17 protein-coding genes are annotated in these 14294 nt (G+C 59.9%); 15 read left to right on the top strand and 2 right to left on the bottom strand.

The window, feature by feature from the left end; genetic code table 11:
* Window positions 1-107: 107 nt before the first annotated feature.
* Window positions 108-914, bottom strand: coding sequence for an inositol monophosphatase family protein (locus VVD49_RS21720; protein WP_327601337.1), 807 nt, complete (start codon window positions 912-914; stop codon window positions 108-110).
* 79 nt (window positions 915-993) lie between these two features.
* Between VVD49_RS21720 and VVD49_RS21715 the strand changes: the two genes are divergently transcribed.
* The 11 genes from VVD49_RS21715 (at window position 994) to iscX (ending at window position 9517) form a co-directional block, all read left to right on the top strand.
* A complete protein-coding gene (locus tag VVD49_RS21715) occupies window positions 994-1779 on the top strand; it encodes an RNA methyltransferase (RefSeq protein ID WP_327601344.1) in 786 nt (261 codons plus the stop codon).
* Window positions 1780-1812: 33 nt separating this feature from the next.
* Window positions 1813-2559, top strand: a complete 747-nt coding sequence (gene cysE / locus VVD49_RS21710) for a serine O-acetyltransferase (RefSeq protein ID WP_327601336.1) — start codon at window positions 1813-1815, stop codon at window positions 2557-2559.
* Between the two features lie 121 nt (window positions 2560-2680).
* On the top strand, window positions 2681-3187 hold the full coding sequence (gene iscR, locus VVD49_RS21705; protein WP_327601335.1) for a Fe-S cluster assembly transcriptional regulator IscR: 507 nt from the start codon (window positions 2681-2683) through the stop codon (window positions 3185-3187).
* 9 nt (window positions 3188-3196) lie between these two features.
* A complete protein-coding gene (locus VVD49_RS21700) occupies window positions 3197-4351 on the top strand; it encodes a cysteine desulfurase family protein (RefSeq protein WP_327601334.1) in 1155 nt (384 codons plus the stop codon).
* A gap of 64 nt (window positions 4352-4415) precedes the next feature.
* The gene (locus VVD49_RS21695; protein WP_327601333.1) at window positions 4416-5624 is read left to right on the top strand and encodes an IscS subfamily cysteine desulfurase; all 1209 of its coding nucleotides are present in this window, start codon (window positions 4416-4418) and stop codon (window positions 5622-5624) included.
* A gap of 66 nt (window positions 5625-5690) precedes the next feature.
* Entirely contained in the window at window positions 5691-6074 is a 384-nt protein-coding gene (gene iscU / locus VVD49_RS21690; protein ID WP_327601332.1) for a Fe-S cluster assembly scaffold IscU, read from the top strand.
* Window positions 6075-6088: 14 nt separating this feature from the next.
* A complete protein-coding gene (gene iscA, locus VVD49_RS21685; protein ID WP_327601331.1) occupies window positions 6089-6412 on the top strand; it encodes an iron-sulfur cluster assembly protein IscA in 324 nt (107 codons plus the stop codon).
* Between the two features lie 90 nt (window positions 6413-6502).
* Entirely contained in the window at window positions 6503-7015 is a 513-nt protein-coding gene (gene hscB, locus VVD49_RS21680) for a Fe-S protein assembly co-chaperone HscB (protein WP_327601330.1), read from the top strand.
* 52 nt (window positions 7016-7067) lie between these two features.
* Window positions 7068-8930, top strand: coding sequence for a Fe-S protein assembly chaperone HscA (gene hscA, locus VVD49_RS21675; protein WP_327601329.1), 1863 nt, complete (start codon window positions 7068-7070; stop codon window positions 8928-8930).
* A gap of 45 nt (window positions 8931-8975) precedes the next feature.
* Window positions 8976-9326 (top strand): ISC system 2Fe-2S type ferredoxin, encoded by a 351-nt coding sequence (fdx, locus tag VVD49_RS21670; RefSeq protein ID WP_327601328.1) that lies wholly within the window; start codon window positions 8976-8978, stop codon window positions 9324-9326.
* Window positions 9323-9517, top strand: a complete 195-nt coding sequence (gene iscX, locus VVD49_RS21665; protein ID WP_327601327.1) for a Fe-S cluster assembly protein IscX — start codon at window positions 9323-9325, stop codon at window positions 9515-9517. The genes fdx and iscX overlap by 4 nt, the downstream gene beginning before the upstream one ends.
* A 67-nt stretch (window positions 9518-9584) precedes the next feature.
* Here the strand turns inward: iscX and VVD49_RS21660 are convergent, their stop codons facing one another.
* Window positions 9585-10037 carry a response regulator gene (locus VVD49_RS21660; RefSeq protein ID WP_327601326.1) on the bottom strand — a complete coding sequence of 151 codons (453 nt, stop codon included), beginning with the start codon at window positions 10035-10037 and terminating at the stop codon, window positions 9585-9587.
* Window positions 10038-10339: 302 nt separating this feature from the next.
* Here VVD49_RS21660 and VVD49_RS21655 point away from each other — a divergent pair, with 302 nt between their 5' ends.
* From VVD49_RS21655 to VVD49_RS21640, 4 genes are all read left to right on the top strand, one after another.
* Window positions 10340-11686, top strand: a complete 1347-nt coding sequence (locus tag VVD49_RS21655) for an HD-GYP domain-containing protein (RefSeq protein WP_327601325.1) — start codon at window positions 10340-10342, stop codon at window positions 11684-11686.
* Window positions 11687-11862: 176 nt separating this feature from the next.
* The gene (locus VVD49_RS21650; protein WP_327601324.1) at window positions 11863-12744 is read left to right on the top strand and encodes a CheR family methyltransferase; all 882 of its coding nucleotides are present in this window, start codon (window positions 11863-11865) and stop codon (window positions 12742-12744) included.
* A 64-nt stretch (window positions 12745-12808) separates the two neighbouring features.
* The gene (locus VVD49_RS21645; protein WP_327601323.1) at window positions 12809-13870 is read left to right on the top strand and encodes a protein-glutamate methylesterase/protein-glutamine glutaminase; all 1062 of its coding nucleotides are present in this window, start codon (window positions 12809-12811) and stop codon (window positions 13868-13870) included.
* 102 nt (window positions 13871-13972) lie between these two features.
* Window positions 13973-14278, top strand: coding sequence for an STAS domain-containing protein (locus VVD49_RS21640; protein ID WP_327601322.1), 306 nt, complete (start codon window positions 13973-13975; stop codon window positions 14276-14278).
* Window positions 14279-14294: the final 16 nt, after the last annotated feature.

Raw genomic sequence — 14294 nt, 5'->3', positions numbered from 1 at the left:
TGCATGAGCCGATCACGGCTTCACCGATGGCGAACATGCAAAACAAAACGCCCGGCCAATCACTTGGCCGGGCGTTTATGTTTGGGGCCGCCCAACTACCCCGAAAACTAGGCCTTGAGGGCTTCGCCGCAGTGGCTCTGCACGATCGGCAGGAGCTGCCCGAAGATCTTGGGCGAGCCCGCCACCAGGTTGCCCGTCTTGAGGTACGCCCCCTCGCCTCCGAAGTCGCTCACCAGACCTCCAGCTTCCTGAACCACCAATGCTCCCGCGGCCATGTCCCACGGCGAGAGACCCATCTCGAAGAAGCCATCCGTCCTGCCGCAGGCCACCCAGGCCAGATCAAGCGCGGCTGCGCCCGGGCGGCGCAAGCCGGCCGTCTTCTCGGCCAATTCGCGGAACATGCCGAGATACGCATCGATGTGCTCGAAGTTGCGGAACGGAAAGCCTGTACCGATCAGGGTGTCGGAGAGACGCGTGCGTTTGCCCACGCGGATCCGACGGTCGTTAAGGAAGGCCCCCTTGCCGCGACTTGCAGTAAAGAGCTCATTGCGGTTCGGGTCGTAAATCACGCCGTGTTGCATCACGCCATTCTGCGCAATGCCGATCGACACGCAGTACTGAGGGAAACCGTGGATGAAGTTCGTCGTGCCATCCAGAGGGTCGATGATCCATTGGAACTCGCCGTTGTCAGCATCGCCGGACGCGCCAGACTCCTCTGCTAGAATGCTGTGCTCCGGATACGCCTCGCGAATCGTTTCGATGATGGCGGCTTCTGCGGCGCGATCCACCTCGGTGACGAAATCCTTCGGCTGTTTGGCTTGAACTTCGAGCAGATCGAGGTCCATCGAAGCGCGATTGATGACGGTTGCGCCACGACGCGCAGCCTTGATGGCAATGTTCAGTATTGGATGCATGACTTTTGAATGAGCGATGGCAGCGCGCTTCGCATGAGGTCGTGCGAGCAAAAAGCTGCCTTTGGAAACCCTCTATTATATGTCGGATCAGTCGGCTTTGAGCCGCGTTCGTGTCGTCCTGACGCAACCGAGTCATCCAGGAAATATTGGTGCTGCTGCACGCGCGATGAAAACCATGGGGCTTTCATCGCTCTATCTTGTGCGGCCAAAGTCTTTTCCCGATAGCGAAGCCTATTCGCGTGCTTCAGGAGCGACTGACGTGCTCGACAATGCCGTTCAGACAGACTCCCTGACTGAAGCGCTGACCGGTGTGACGATCGCGGCCGCGCTGACGTCTCGCCGCCGCGAGTTGTCCTTGCCGATGCAATGGTCGCGCGATGCGGCACAAACGCTGGCGGGGCGGATTCGTACAGGCGAAACCGTTGCGTTGGTCTTCGGCAACGAAACTTTCGGCCTGTCGAATGAGGATCTGGCTTTGTGCCAGTTGCCGGTAATGATCCCGGCCAATCCTGAATATGCGTCACTCAACCTTGGCGCGGCGGTTCAGCTGATGTGTTACGAGCTGCGCCTGGCAACTTTGTCGCTTGGTGAAGCTCCTTCGATGACAGGTGCGCTCGCGACAGTGGATGAAGTCGAGCAGCTCATGCAGCACATCGAGCGCGCCACGACGGCAACGGGGTTCTTCGATCCGGCCAATCCCAAGCGGCTCATGCCGCGTTTGCGTCGCATGTTCGGGCGAATTGCGCTTGAACGGGATGAGGTCAACATCCTGCGCGGGATGATCAGCTTCTTTGAAAAACCTGTGACGAAGCGACGCACCAGTACAATTGAAACGGGTCTTGGGCAGCCGCCTGAGGATTCCTGACTTTTTCTTTCCAGACACTTTAAAAGGCATTTCATGTTTGCCCACTTGCGTGAAGACATCAACAGCGTTCTGTCGCGGGATCCAGCCGCACGCAGCAGGCTGGAAGTGCTCACGTGTTATCCGGGCATTCACGCCTTGTTTGTCCATCGCATTTCCCACGCATTGTGGCGTCGCGGTTTCTTCTGGCTCGGGCGTTCTGTCTCCGTGTTTTCGCGTTGGTGGACTGGCATCGAGATTCATCCCGGCGCGAAGATCGGCCGCCGCGTGTTCATCGATCATGGGACCGGCGTGGTCATCGGTGAGACGGCCGAAGTCGGTGACGATTGCACGATCTACCAAGGCGTGACGCTGGGCGGCACCTCCTTGTATCGGGGCGTGAAGCGCCATCCCACGCTGGAGCATGGCGTTGTTGTGGGCGCCGGCGCCAAGGTTCTTGGCGGCTTTACAGTGGGTGAGGGCGCCAAGATCGGCTCGAACGCGGTGGTGACGAAGCCTGTGCCGGCTGGCGCCACGGCTGTGGGTATTCCTGCGCGCGTGATTGAGACCAAAGACCGCGATCACAGTGCCGATGTGCAGGGTTTCTCTGCCTATGGCATCACGCGCGATATGGATGACCCCCTGAGCAAAGCCTTGCATGCCTTGCTCGATCACGCCTCGGAGCAGGACAAGCGTATTGATGCGCTGGTCGAGCGCCTCAAGGCCGCGGGGCTCTGCAACGAGTCCGATGTGGCTGACTCGAAGCAGTTCGATCACGACTATCTGTCGCGCATCGTTGATTGATTTGCCCATTTTCCGGCTGTTGCGCGGCAAAATCCTTGATCGATTTAGTCGGGTATTTTATACTTGAGGAAATTGATCGGGTATTTGCGCAGGCGGGCAACGCCCTGTGCCGGAGAGTGATATGAGGCTGACTACCAAGGGACGATTTGCCGTAACGGCGATGATCGATCTGGCTTTACGCCAGGGCGATGGGCCCGTCACGCTTGCCGGCATCAGCGAGCGGCAAGGCATTTCGCTTTCCTATCTTGAACAGCTCTTTGGCAAGTTGCGCCGCCATGAGCTGGTTGCCAGCGTGCGCGGGCCAGGCGGCGGCTATACCTTGGCCAAGCCGATGGAGTCGGTTTCGGTGGCGGACGTGATCGTCGCGGTCGACGAGCCATTGGATGCGACGCAGTGCGGTGGCAAGGAAAACTGTCATGACGAAGGTCGTTGCATGACGCACGATCTGTGGACGAATCTCAACAAGCGCATGTTCGAGTATCTGGCATCCGTGACTTTGGCCGGGCTGGTAGAACAGCAGCGTCAGCGATGCAGCAAAGAGCATGAAGTGACCATGTTCCGTGAAGCACGCGAATGCAGCACGAAGGTCGTGGCTGGGCCGGTTGACGTGGTGTCGGCGCAGGTCTGAGAGAAATAGATGTTCGCGCCGCTGTATCTCGACAACAACGCCAGCACGCAGATTGATGCGCGCGTGTTTGAGGTGATGTTGCCGTACCTGCGCGAGCGATTCGGCAATGCGTCGAGTCGACATGAGTATGGAAGGCTGACGCGCGATGCAATCGATCGCGCGCGGCAACAGGTTGCAGCAGCGGTCGGTGCGCATGCGACTGAAGTGGTTTTCACGAGCGGTGGTTCGGAAGCGAACAACCTGTTTGTGAAAGGCGCCGCAGCGCTCTTGAAGCCGGGCGTGATTGCAATCGGTGCGACGGAACATCCGTGCGTTCGCGAGCCTGCGAAGCAGTTGGTGCGGCAAGGGTGGTCGGTGCTGGAGTTGCCGGTGAAGCTTGATGGCCATCTGGATGTAGAGGCCGCGCAGGAGTTGATCACGGCGAAGCGGCCGATGCTGGTGTCGCAGATGCTGGCGAACAACGAGTGCGGTGCAGTGAATGACGTTGCAGCGCTGTCGGCAGTCGTAAAGCAGGCGGGTGGTTTTCTGCACAGCGATGCGGTGCAGGCGCTCGGGAAAATCCCCGTGGCGTTTCGCGAATTGGGTGTGAATGCGATGACTTTGTCATCGCACAAGATTGGCGGGCCGATTGGCGCTGGCGCCTTGGTGCTGGACAAGCGGCTGGAGTTGCAGGCCCTGATTGCGGGCGGCGGTCATGAGCGTGGTTTGCGCTCAGGCACCGAAAATGTCGCCGCGATCGTGGGGTTTGGCGCCGCGTGTGAGTTGGCGAGCAGTGAGTTAGGGATGCGCAGCGCAAACATGCGTGCCGCGCGCGATTTACTGGAAGCCGGGTTGTCGGCGCTGGATGCGCGGGTGTTTGGTGGTGTCGAACCGCGTTTGCCGAATACGAGTTATTTTGCCTTCGAAGGTGTCGATGGCGACACGCTGGTAGGCAAGCTGGATCGCGCGGGTTTTGCGATTGCGAGTGGCGCGGCATGTTCGAGCGCCAATCCCGAACCCTCGCGGACCTTGCTGGCGATGGGCGTGGTTCCGCAACTGGCGCGTGGAGCGGTACGTGTGAGCATGGGTGCGACGACGAAGCTGGAAGATGTGAAGCGATTTCTGGAAGTGTTGCGCGAGACCTTGTTGCAGTTGAGGCAGCTCACTGCGGTCTCGGTTGAATAGCTTGGTTGAATAATCCAAGCAGTATCTGAAACCAAGAATTACAGGTTCCCCCTGGAGCAAAACAATGAAGTATCCGATCTATCTTGATTACTCCGCGACCACCCCGGTTGACCCGCGCGTGGCCGAGCAAATGATTCCGTGGCTGACCGAGCATTTCGGTAATCCGGCGAGCCGCTCGCACGCCTATGGCTGGGAGTCGGAAGAGGCTGTTGAAAAGGCGCGCGAAAACGTCGCTGCGCTGGTCGGCGCCGATGCGAAGGAAATCGTGTGGACTTCCGGTGCGACCGAATCCAACAACCTCGCCATCAAGGGCGCTGCGAACTTTTATTCGGGCAAGGGCAAGCACCTCATCACGCTGAAGACCGAGCACAAGGCTGTGCTCGACACCATGCGCGAGCTGGAGCGCCAGGGTTTTGAAGTGACCTACCTTGACGTCAAGGAAGATGGCCTGATCGATCTGGGTGTGTTTAAGGCCACGCTGCGCCCGGACACGATCCTCGTGTCGGTGATGTTCGTGAACAACGAGATCGGCGTGATTCAGCCCATCGCCGAGATTGGCGAGATCTGCCGTGAGAAAGGCATCATCTTCCACGTCGATGCAGCGCAAGCGACTGGCAAGGTCGAGGTCGATCTGTCGAAGCTGAAGGTCGATCTGATGTCCTTCTCGGCGCACAAGACTTACGGCCCGAAAGGTATCGGTGCGCTGTACGTACGTCGCAAGCCGCGTGTGCGTCTCGAAGCGCAGATGCATGGCGGTGGTCACGAGCGCGGCATGCGTTCGGGCACGCTCGCGACGCACCAGATCGTTGGAATGGGCGAAGCGTTCCGTATCGCCAAGGAAGAAATGGTCAGTGAGAACGAGCGTATCCGTGCGCTGCGCGATCGTCTGCTGAAAGGCCTGTCGACGATCGAAGAGACCTTCGTGAATGGCGACCTGAGCAAGCGCGTGCCGCACAATCTGAACATGAGTTTCGCCTACGTCGAAGGCGAGTCGTTGATCATGGCGATCAAGGATGTGGCCGTGTCTTCCGGATCTGCATGCACCTCTGCTTCGCTGGAGCCGTCTTACGTACTGCGTGCGCTGGGGCGCGAGGACGAACTTGCGCACAGCTCGATCCGTTTCACCATCGGCCGCTTCACGACCGAAGAAGATGTCGATTACACGATCAATCTGTTGCGTGAGAAGGTTGGCAAGCTGCGCGAACTGTCACCGCTGTGGGACATGTTCAAGGACGGTATCGACTTGAATACCGTGCAATGGGCAGCACATTGAAGATATAAGTCGCACGGCTTTGACCGTTCGATCAGAGAGTAACCCCCGGCTTCAGGAGTAATTGAAATGGCATATAGCGACAAGGTTCTGGATCACTACGAAAATCCGCGCAATGTGGGTTCCTTCGAAAAGGGCGACATTGAAGTGGGCACCGGCATGGTCGGCGCGCCTGCTTGCGGTGACGTGATGAAGCTGCAGATCAAGGTGAATGCGCAAACCGGCGTCATCGAAGATGCGAAGTTCAAGACCTACGGCTGCGGCTCGGCAATTGCTTCGAGCTCGCTGGTGACCGAGTGGGTCAAGGGCAAGACGCTGGATGAGGCGGTCAACATCAAGAACACGCAGATCGCCGAAGAGCTGGCGCTGCCACCGGTGAAAATTCACTGCTCGATCCTCGCAGAAGACGCCATCAAGGCGGCCGTTGAGGATTACAAGAAAAAACACGCCTGAAACGAGGTAGCACCATGTCAGTCACTCTGAGCGAAGCAGCAGCCAATCACGTTTCGAAATTCATTGCCAAGCGCGGCAAAGGTGTTGGCGTGCGCCTGGGCGTGAAAACGACGGGTTGCTCGGGCATGGCCTACAAGCTCGAATATGCCGACGAAGAAGCACCGGACGATCTGGTTTTTGAAAGCCATGGTTTGAAGGTGTTGGTCGATCCGAAGAGCCTGCCGTACATCGATGGCACGGAGCTGGACTTTGTGCGCGAAGGCTTGAACGAAGGCTTCAAGTTCAACAACCCCAACGTCAAGAACGAGTGCGGTTGCGGCGAGTCGTTCAACGTCTGAGCACAGGCTGACTGGGCGCTACGGCGCCCTGATGTTTTTCTCGCGCTAAATTTTTAGCGCCATTCCTGAAGCCCTGCAACACAACAGCTGATGCAAGACTATTTCTCCCTCTTCCAGCTTCCGGAAAAGTTCGCCCTGCAAACGGCGTCTCTTGAATCGGCGTATCGCGGCGTGCAAGCGCAGGTCCATCCGGATCGTTTTGCGCATCGCTCCGAAGCCGAGCGTCGCGTTGCCATGCAATGGGCGACGCATGCCAACGAGGCTTATCGCGCATTGCGCAATCCTGTTGAACGTGCGCGCTATCTGCTCAAGCGGCGTGGCGTGGAGATCGATGCCGAGCGCAATACGGCCATGTCGCACGCCTTCCTGATGCAGCAGATGGCCTGGCGCGAAGCGGTGGAAGATGCCGCCGGCAAAGTGGACGCATTGCAGAGACTCGAATCCGATCTGCAGCGCGATGAAGGCGTGATGCTGGATGACCTGCAGCACGCGCTGGACGACTCCAATGATCTGGCTGGCAGCGCAGAGCTTGTGCGGCGTCTGATGTTCATGGAAAAGCTGCGCAGCGAGATTGATGATGCGCTGGCTCTGCTGGACAATTAAGCCCCGCGCTGAAGCACCGCTTTTAAGCTCCCTCCGAGCTGGAATTCCATAAATGGCCTTACTGCAACTTTCCGAACCCGGCGAATCGACTGCACCGCACCAGCATCGGCTGGCGGTGGGTATCGATCTGGGAACGACCAATTCGCTCGTCGCCACCGTGCGCCATTCGATTCCAGAATGCCTGCCGGACGAAGCAGGGCGTCGCCTGCTGCCTTCCGTCGTGCGCTACCTGAAGGGCGGCTCGACGGTGGTTGGCGTCGATGCTTTGGCGGCTGAATCGACCGACCCGCGCAACACCATCGCATCCGTGAAGCGCCTCATGGGGCGTGGCCCGGCCGATGCCGATCCCGGCATGCGCGCGCGCTACGACCTCGCTGACGCTGCGGGCATGGTTCGTATCAATACCGTTGCCGGTCCGCGCAGCCCGGTCGAGGTGTCGGCGGAAATCCTCAAGGTGTTGCGCGCCCGTGCGGAAGAGACGCTGGGTGGTGATCTGGTGGGAGCTGTGATCACCGTGCCGGCGTACTTCGACGATGCACAACGCCAGGCGACCAAGGATGCGGCGAAGCTCGCGGGCCTCAACGTTCTGCGTTTGCTGAATGAACCGACGGCAGCCGCGATCGCCTACGGGCTCGATGAGGCGGCAGAAGGCATTTACGCCGTCTTCGATCTGGGTGGCGGCACGTTCGATTTCTCCGTGCTCCGCCTGTCGCGTGGAGTCTTCGAAGTCATGGCTACGAGTGGCGATTCCGCCTTGGGTGGTGACGACTTCGATGAAGTGCTGGCCAACTGGTTGCACAAACAGGCCGCCGGTGCCGATCTGGATTGCGGTGCAAACCGTGCGCTGCTGTCCGAGGCGCGCCGCGTGAAGGAAGCGCTGACGACCGAAGCCTCTGTTATCGCGAAGGTGCCGCAACTGGGTGGCGGCGCACGCAATGTGACGGTCACGGTGGAGACGTTCCATTCCCTGACGCAGGCGCTCGTCGAGCGTTGCCTGCAGCCTGTGAAGAAGGCGCTGCGCGATGCATCGCTGAAGGTTGCTGAGATTCAGGCTGTTGTACTCGTTGGCGGTGCGACGCGCATGCCGCATGTGCGCGCAGCCGTGAAAACCTATTTCGGTCGCGAGCCCTTCATCGATATCGATCCGGACAAGGTCGTGGCAATCGGTGCCGCAGTGCAGGCCAATGTGCTGGCCGGCAATCGCCGTGCTGACGAAGACTGGCTGCTGCTCGATGTGATTCCCCTGTCGCTGGGACTGGAAACGATGGGCGGCCTGGTCGAGAAGATCGTGCCGCGCAATGCGACGATTCCGGTCGCCAAGGCGCAGGAGTTCACGACCTTCAAGGATGGCCAGACGGCGATGTCGATTCACGTCGTGCAGGGCGAGCGCGAGTTGGTGAGCGATTGCCGCTCGTTGGCGCGTTTCGAGCTGCGTGGCATCCCGCCGATGGTGGCTGGCGCGGCGCGTATTCGCGTGACCTTCCAGATCGATGCGGATGGTTTGCTGTCGGTTTCGGCGCGTGAGCTTGGTACTGGCGTTGAATCAAACGTGACGGTGAAGCCGAGCTATGGCCTGTCTGACGATGAAGTCGCGGGCATGCTCAAGGCCGGCTTCGAGTTCGCTACTGACGATATGAAAGCGCGCGCATTACGCGAGCAACGCGTCGATGCCGATCGCCTGATTGATGCGACGGGTCAGGCCTTGGCTGAGGATGCTGACCTGCTATCGCTGGCAGAGGCGAAGCGCATCGAGACGGCTATTGCTGGCGTGACGACTGCGCGCGATGGCGTGGATCATCTCGCCATCAAGGCTGCGATCGAATCGCTTTCTGCTGCGACGGCTGATTTCGCAGCGCGTCGCATGGACAAGGCGATTCGCTCGGCGCTCAAAGGTAGCCGTGTGGACAGTCTGTAGAATTCGCCCGCCTGCATATCGGGCGGATACATCAGGAAATCTTGAATGACCCAAGTATTGGTTTTGCCCCATGTCGAGCTGTGCCCAGATGGCGCGGTGCTGGAAGTCGAGCCCGGCGAGTCGGTTTGCGACGCGTTGTTGGAGAACGGCATCGACATCGAACACGCTTGCGAGAAGTCCTGCGCGTGCACGACCTGCCATGTGATCGTGCGTGAAGGTTTCCAGTCGCTCGGCGAAGCGGATGAGCTGGAAGAGGACATGCTGGACAAGGCCTGGGGGCTGGAGCCGAACTCGCGCCTGTCGTGCCAGGCCATCGTGGCGGCGACGCCGCTGGTGATCGAGATCCCGCGCTACACAATCAATCTGGCAAGCGAAGGCGGAGGGCCGAAGAAATGAAGTGGACCGATTCGCTGGACATCGCCATCGAGCTGATCGATGCGCATCCTGACGTGGATCCGACAAGGATCAACTTCGTCGATCTGATGAAATGGGTCATGGCCTTGCCGGACTTCGACGACGATCCCAAGCGCTGCGGCGAGCGCATCCTCGAAGCCATCCAAGCGGCGTGGATCGAAGAGCTGGAGTAGGCTCGTAACGAAACAAAAAAAGGGCGCAGAGAGATCTGCGCCCTTTTTGTTTCTCCAACCATCAAGCTCAGTAAGCGCTACGGCTGTCCGAGGGCTCGTTGAGATGCAGCCAGTAGGTGCCGAGCTGGCCGACTGCCAGCAGGAACTGCTCGAAATCCACGGGTTTGCGGATGTAGCTGTTTGCACCCAGGCTGTAGGCCTCGTGGATGTCCTGCGTCTCGCGCGAGGTAGTCAGCACCACGACGGGCAGCAGGGCCGTGCGCGCGTCCGCCCGGATGCGTCGCAGTACCTCCAGGCCGTCGATGCGCGGCAGCTTCAGATCCAGCAGCACGACGGCGGGCAGGTCTGCCACGTCGCGTCCGGCGTGTTGGCCAGTGCCGAAGAGGTAGTCCAGCGCTTCGACGCCGTCGCGCGCGACGACGATCTGGTTCGGGATGCGGTGCTTGCCGAAAGCGCGCAGCGTCAGCGCTTCGTCATCGGGATTGTCTTCGACCAGCAGGATGGGGCGATCGGATGCCATGTGTTTTCCACGAATATTGCGAATTTGTGCGAACTGCGGAGCGCTGATTGTAAGCGTTTCATGAATCTGCGTCGTGAAACGCCCTGCTATCGGACGTTCATCGAATATCCAGATTTTCACTCAATTAGACCGGTAGGCATGCCGTTAAGGGTTCTGATAGCAGCAACAGGGTATCAAACGGGCTAGCCAGACGAGGGGAGTCAATATGGCCAGCCCGGTGCTTACCTTTTTCCCGCTGTACCAAGGATCAGGCCTTCCCGGCGGCCAGTATGGGCGACGGGCTGCACTTTCACGGGGTTCCGATGACTGCCGCTTTACCCACCATACCTGCGCAGGCCAACCGACACTTCCTGCAGGCGGTTGTCGATTTGTCTGCGAAGCAGGAGATCGCGCTCAGCGAAGACATCTACAACGACAAGGGCGTCAAGATCCTGGCTGCGGGCGCCAGGGTGTCGGCAGATGTCTACGCCAAGGTCATCAGCCACAAGCTGGTCAAGCCAATCGAGGTCTGCATCAGCACCGGCGAACCGCCGTCCGGCGCCATGCTGGTGCGCATTGCCGAAGAGGTGCTGGACGAGTTGCCCTTGCTGGCAGGGATCTGTAACTGGTCGCAGGGGCGGGTGACGCCGGTGGACATGTTGTCGACCTGCAAGATGAGCGAGGCTGCAGGCACCTTGCTCGCTGTGTCCTTTTCCAGAACCGAGAGTGCCGCTCGCCACGCGGTGACCACGGCGCTGATCGCCATGGGCATTGCCAACGCTTATCGCTACAACGATTCGCAGCTGATGTCCGCCATGTGCCTCGGCGGCCTGTTCCACGATGTGGGCGAGCTCTATATCGACCCGGCGGTGCTGGACGCTCGCAAGCTCACCCCCAGCGAGTGGATGAGCTATGCCTCGCACCCCATCATCGGCGCAGCGCTGGCGCGAGAGGTGTGTGGTTTCGACACGATGACCCAGCGCGCCATTCTCGAGCACCACGAGTATGCAGATGGCTTCGGTTATCCGCGCAGTCTGCGCGGGCAAGCCATCTCCACCGCCGGGCGCGTACTGTCGCTGGCAGAAGTGCTATCGGCGCTGGTGCAGAAGCCCGCCGCTTTCAGCCGTATCGATATCGCGTTGAAGATCATGCCGGGCGAACACGAGCCGGAGCTGGTGAGTCTGGTGAACGACTTGCTGCGTCTGGAGCGCGGCGCCGCGCGCGAGAAGATCGTTGCGCCGCAAGACGATGTGCATGCCAGCGTGCATTCCGTCTTGCTGCGCATTGCCGATGTGCTCGGCATCTATGATGAGTTGATGTCGCCATCGGCGGCTACGACGCAAACCGTCAGAGTCGTGGTGGACGAAGTCTTTGATCGCTTTGCCGAAGTGCAGAAGGCATTTGCCAGTACCGGTGTTGGCCACCTCGCAATGCTGGACGGCAAGCTCGACAGCGACGAGTTGCAGGAGTCGCGTTTCGAAGCGGAGTGCGTCTTCAATGAAATCGCCTGGCGCTTGCAGAAGCTCTCGCGCGAACTGGTGTTGAAGGCCGGCAAGATGCGCGACGACGATGCGCAGGCCTTGTTGCGGATGGCTGGTGCATTGTCGGGTACGCCGTCTGTTGATCAGACTTCCACCGAAATGAACCATGTTGCGCTCGAACCATCGTGATGCAGATCGCATGTTTTGCTGCGTGGTTTACCTCGAGAACACTCTAGCCCTGAATGAAAGGGGAACCCTTCTTGACTGATGAAAAGAAGTTGACGCGTATAGGGGGGAGTGCGGATGCACTGGCGAGGACCAATGGACTATCGTCAGCGCGACCGCCTCTTCCAACAAGCGGCTTCATGAACTCCCTTGAACCGATGCTGAAAAAGATGGATCTGGGCGCGCGCGAGTTTTCCTACACGGAGCGTGACTTCGAGCGGGTTCGTGCGCTTATCTACAAGCGTGCTGGCATATCGCTGTCTCCGGCCAAGCAGGACATGGTGTATAGCCGCCTCGCGCGCCGCCTGCGCGCCAAGAAGATGTCGCTGTTCCAGGATTACCTCGACTCGCTGGAACGCAACGAAGATCCCGCCGAGTGGGAGGCCTTCGTCAACGCGCTGACCACCAACCTGACCTCGTTCTTCCGCGAGGCGCACCACTTCGACATTCTTGCCGACAACCTGCGCAAGATCGCCGAGAAGCGCCCGATCAGAATCTGGTGCAATGCCGCCTCCACGGGGGAAGAGCCTTATTCATTGGCCATAACGGCCTGCGAGGCGCTGGGCTCGATGACGCCGCCAGTGCAGATCATTGCCTCGGACCTTGATACCAATGTCCTGCGGCACGGCGAGCAGGGTATCTACACCGCCGACCGTGTGGAGCGCCTGGAGCCGGCACGCCTGCAGAAATTCTTTACCAAGGGCGTTGGCGATCCGCAGGGCTCGGTGCGCGTGAAGCCGGAATTACAGCGCCTGATCAGTTTCCGACAGATCAATTTGCTGGAGTCGCGCTGGAACGTGCAAGGGCCGTTCGATGCGATCTTCTGTCGCAACGTCATGATCTATTTCGATAAACCGACCCAGTACGGCATTCTCGAGCGCTTCGCGCCGCTGCTGCGCCCGGAAGGCTTGCTATATGCCGGGCACTCCGAAAACTTCATGCATGCCGCGAAGATCTTCCGCTCCATCGGCAGGACGGTTTACGCGCGCACCGCCGACGGCGGCAGGAGCGACGCTGCATGAGCGCGTCGGCTATCCGCTGTGAGCATCCTCTGGCGATATGCCAGTCTTGTCGTGGATGTGCCCGATGAAGATCAAGGTGCTCGTGGTCGATCCATCAGCAGCTGTGCGTCGTGCGCTGGCCGATATCATCAATGCTGCGCCAGACATGCAGGTTGTCGGGCTGGCAAGTGACGAAACACAGGCGCGTCAGGCGATTCGCGACAAGAAACCGGATGTCATGACCCTGGAAGCGGAATTACCGCTGCGCAAGGACAGCGATTTCCCGGCCGATATCCTGCGCGGCCAGGGCTTGCCCGTGGTGTTGGTGTCCGACGCCAGCGCGCGCGGCTCCAAGGCAGTGTTGCGTGCGTTGGGGCTCGGTGCGGCCGATTTTGTAGCCAAGCCGCGGCTGACGACCTCCGGTTGTGAGCGTGCCGTGGCTGACGAGTTGTGCGAGCGTCTGCGTGGAGCCTGGCAAGCCAGCGCGGCGCGGCAGGGCGCGCGCGATACGAGCCCGGCCGAGGCGAATCGGCCGACTGCGCTCAGTCCGGCTGTGCTGAACGACAAGGTCATCCTGATCGGTGCTTCGACCGGCGGCACGGAGGCTATCCGGGAGGTGCTGACGCCCCTGCCGGCAGAGATGCCGCCCATCCTCATCGTTCAACACATGCCGGAATTGTTCACTACGTCATTTGCTAAACGGCTCGACTCCCTGTCGCGTCTGCACGTCAAGGAAGCCGAAGATGGCGAGCCGATCAAGCCCGGCACGGCCTACCTGGCACCCGGGCATTCGCATCTTTCCCTGAAGCGCCAGGGTGGCAATCTCGCATGTGAACTCTCGGGTGCCCAACCGGTCAACCGGCATAGACCATCGGTGGATGTACTGTTTCTGTCCGCCGCCAGAATGTTGGGGCCCAGAGCCTTTGGTATATTGCTGACCGGAATGGGCAAGGATGGCGCCCAAGGCCTGCTGGCGATGCGTCAGGCAGGTGCCTGGACGGTCGCGCAGGACGAGGACAGCTGCGTGGTGTGGGGTATGCCGCGTGAAGCGGCGATGATAGGTGGGGCGCAGGAGGTCGCGCCCTTGCAGAATATCGCCAACCTTTTGCTGCAAAGGCTGCGTCAGGGAGAGCGCCGGGCGGCCTAGAAATATACGGATTGTGACTGTACGGGCAGAGAGGCCTCAAGAGAGCACCCTCGGCGGACGATAATCCCAAATAGATGTAACAGCGACACGGAGAATCAACTCATGGATACAAATGTGACGGTAAATGATGGTGCGGCCACGCTCAGCCTTGCCGGACGTTTCGACTTCAAGGCGCATCGCGAATTTCGCGAGGCGGTCGAGAAGTTGCTGCAGCAGTCCGAGGGACGCGCAGTGCAGGTAGACATGAAGGAGGTTTCCTACCTCGATAGCTCCGCGCTGGGCATGCTGCTCATGCTGCGTGACAAGGCCAAAGCGGCCAGTCGCGACGTGGCACTGGTGGGCGTCAATGGCAACGTGCGTCAGGTGCTCGATATTGCCAATTTCTCCAAGCTGTTCAGCATCAACTGATTTGTTCCCGGCGGCG

The sequence above is a fragment of the Uliginosibacterium silvisoli genome, assembly GCF_036017035.1.
Classification (GTDB): Bacteria; Pseudomonadota; Gammaproteobacteria; order Burkholderiales; family Rhodocyclaceae; genus Viridibacterium; species Viridibacterium silvisoli.
This window is presented reverse-complemented; position numbering and strand designations above follow the sequence as displayed.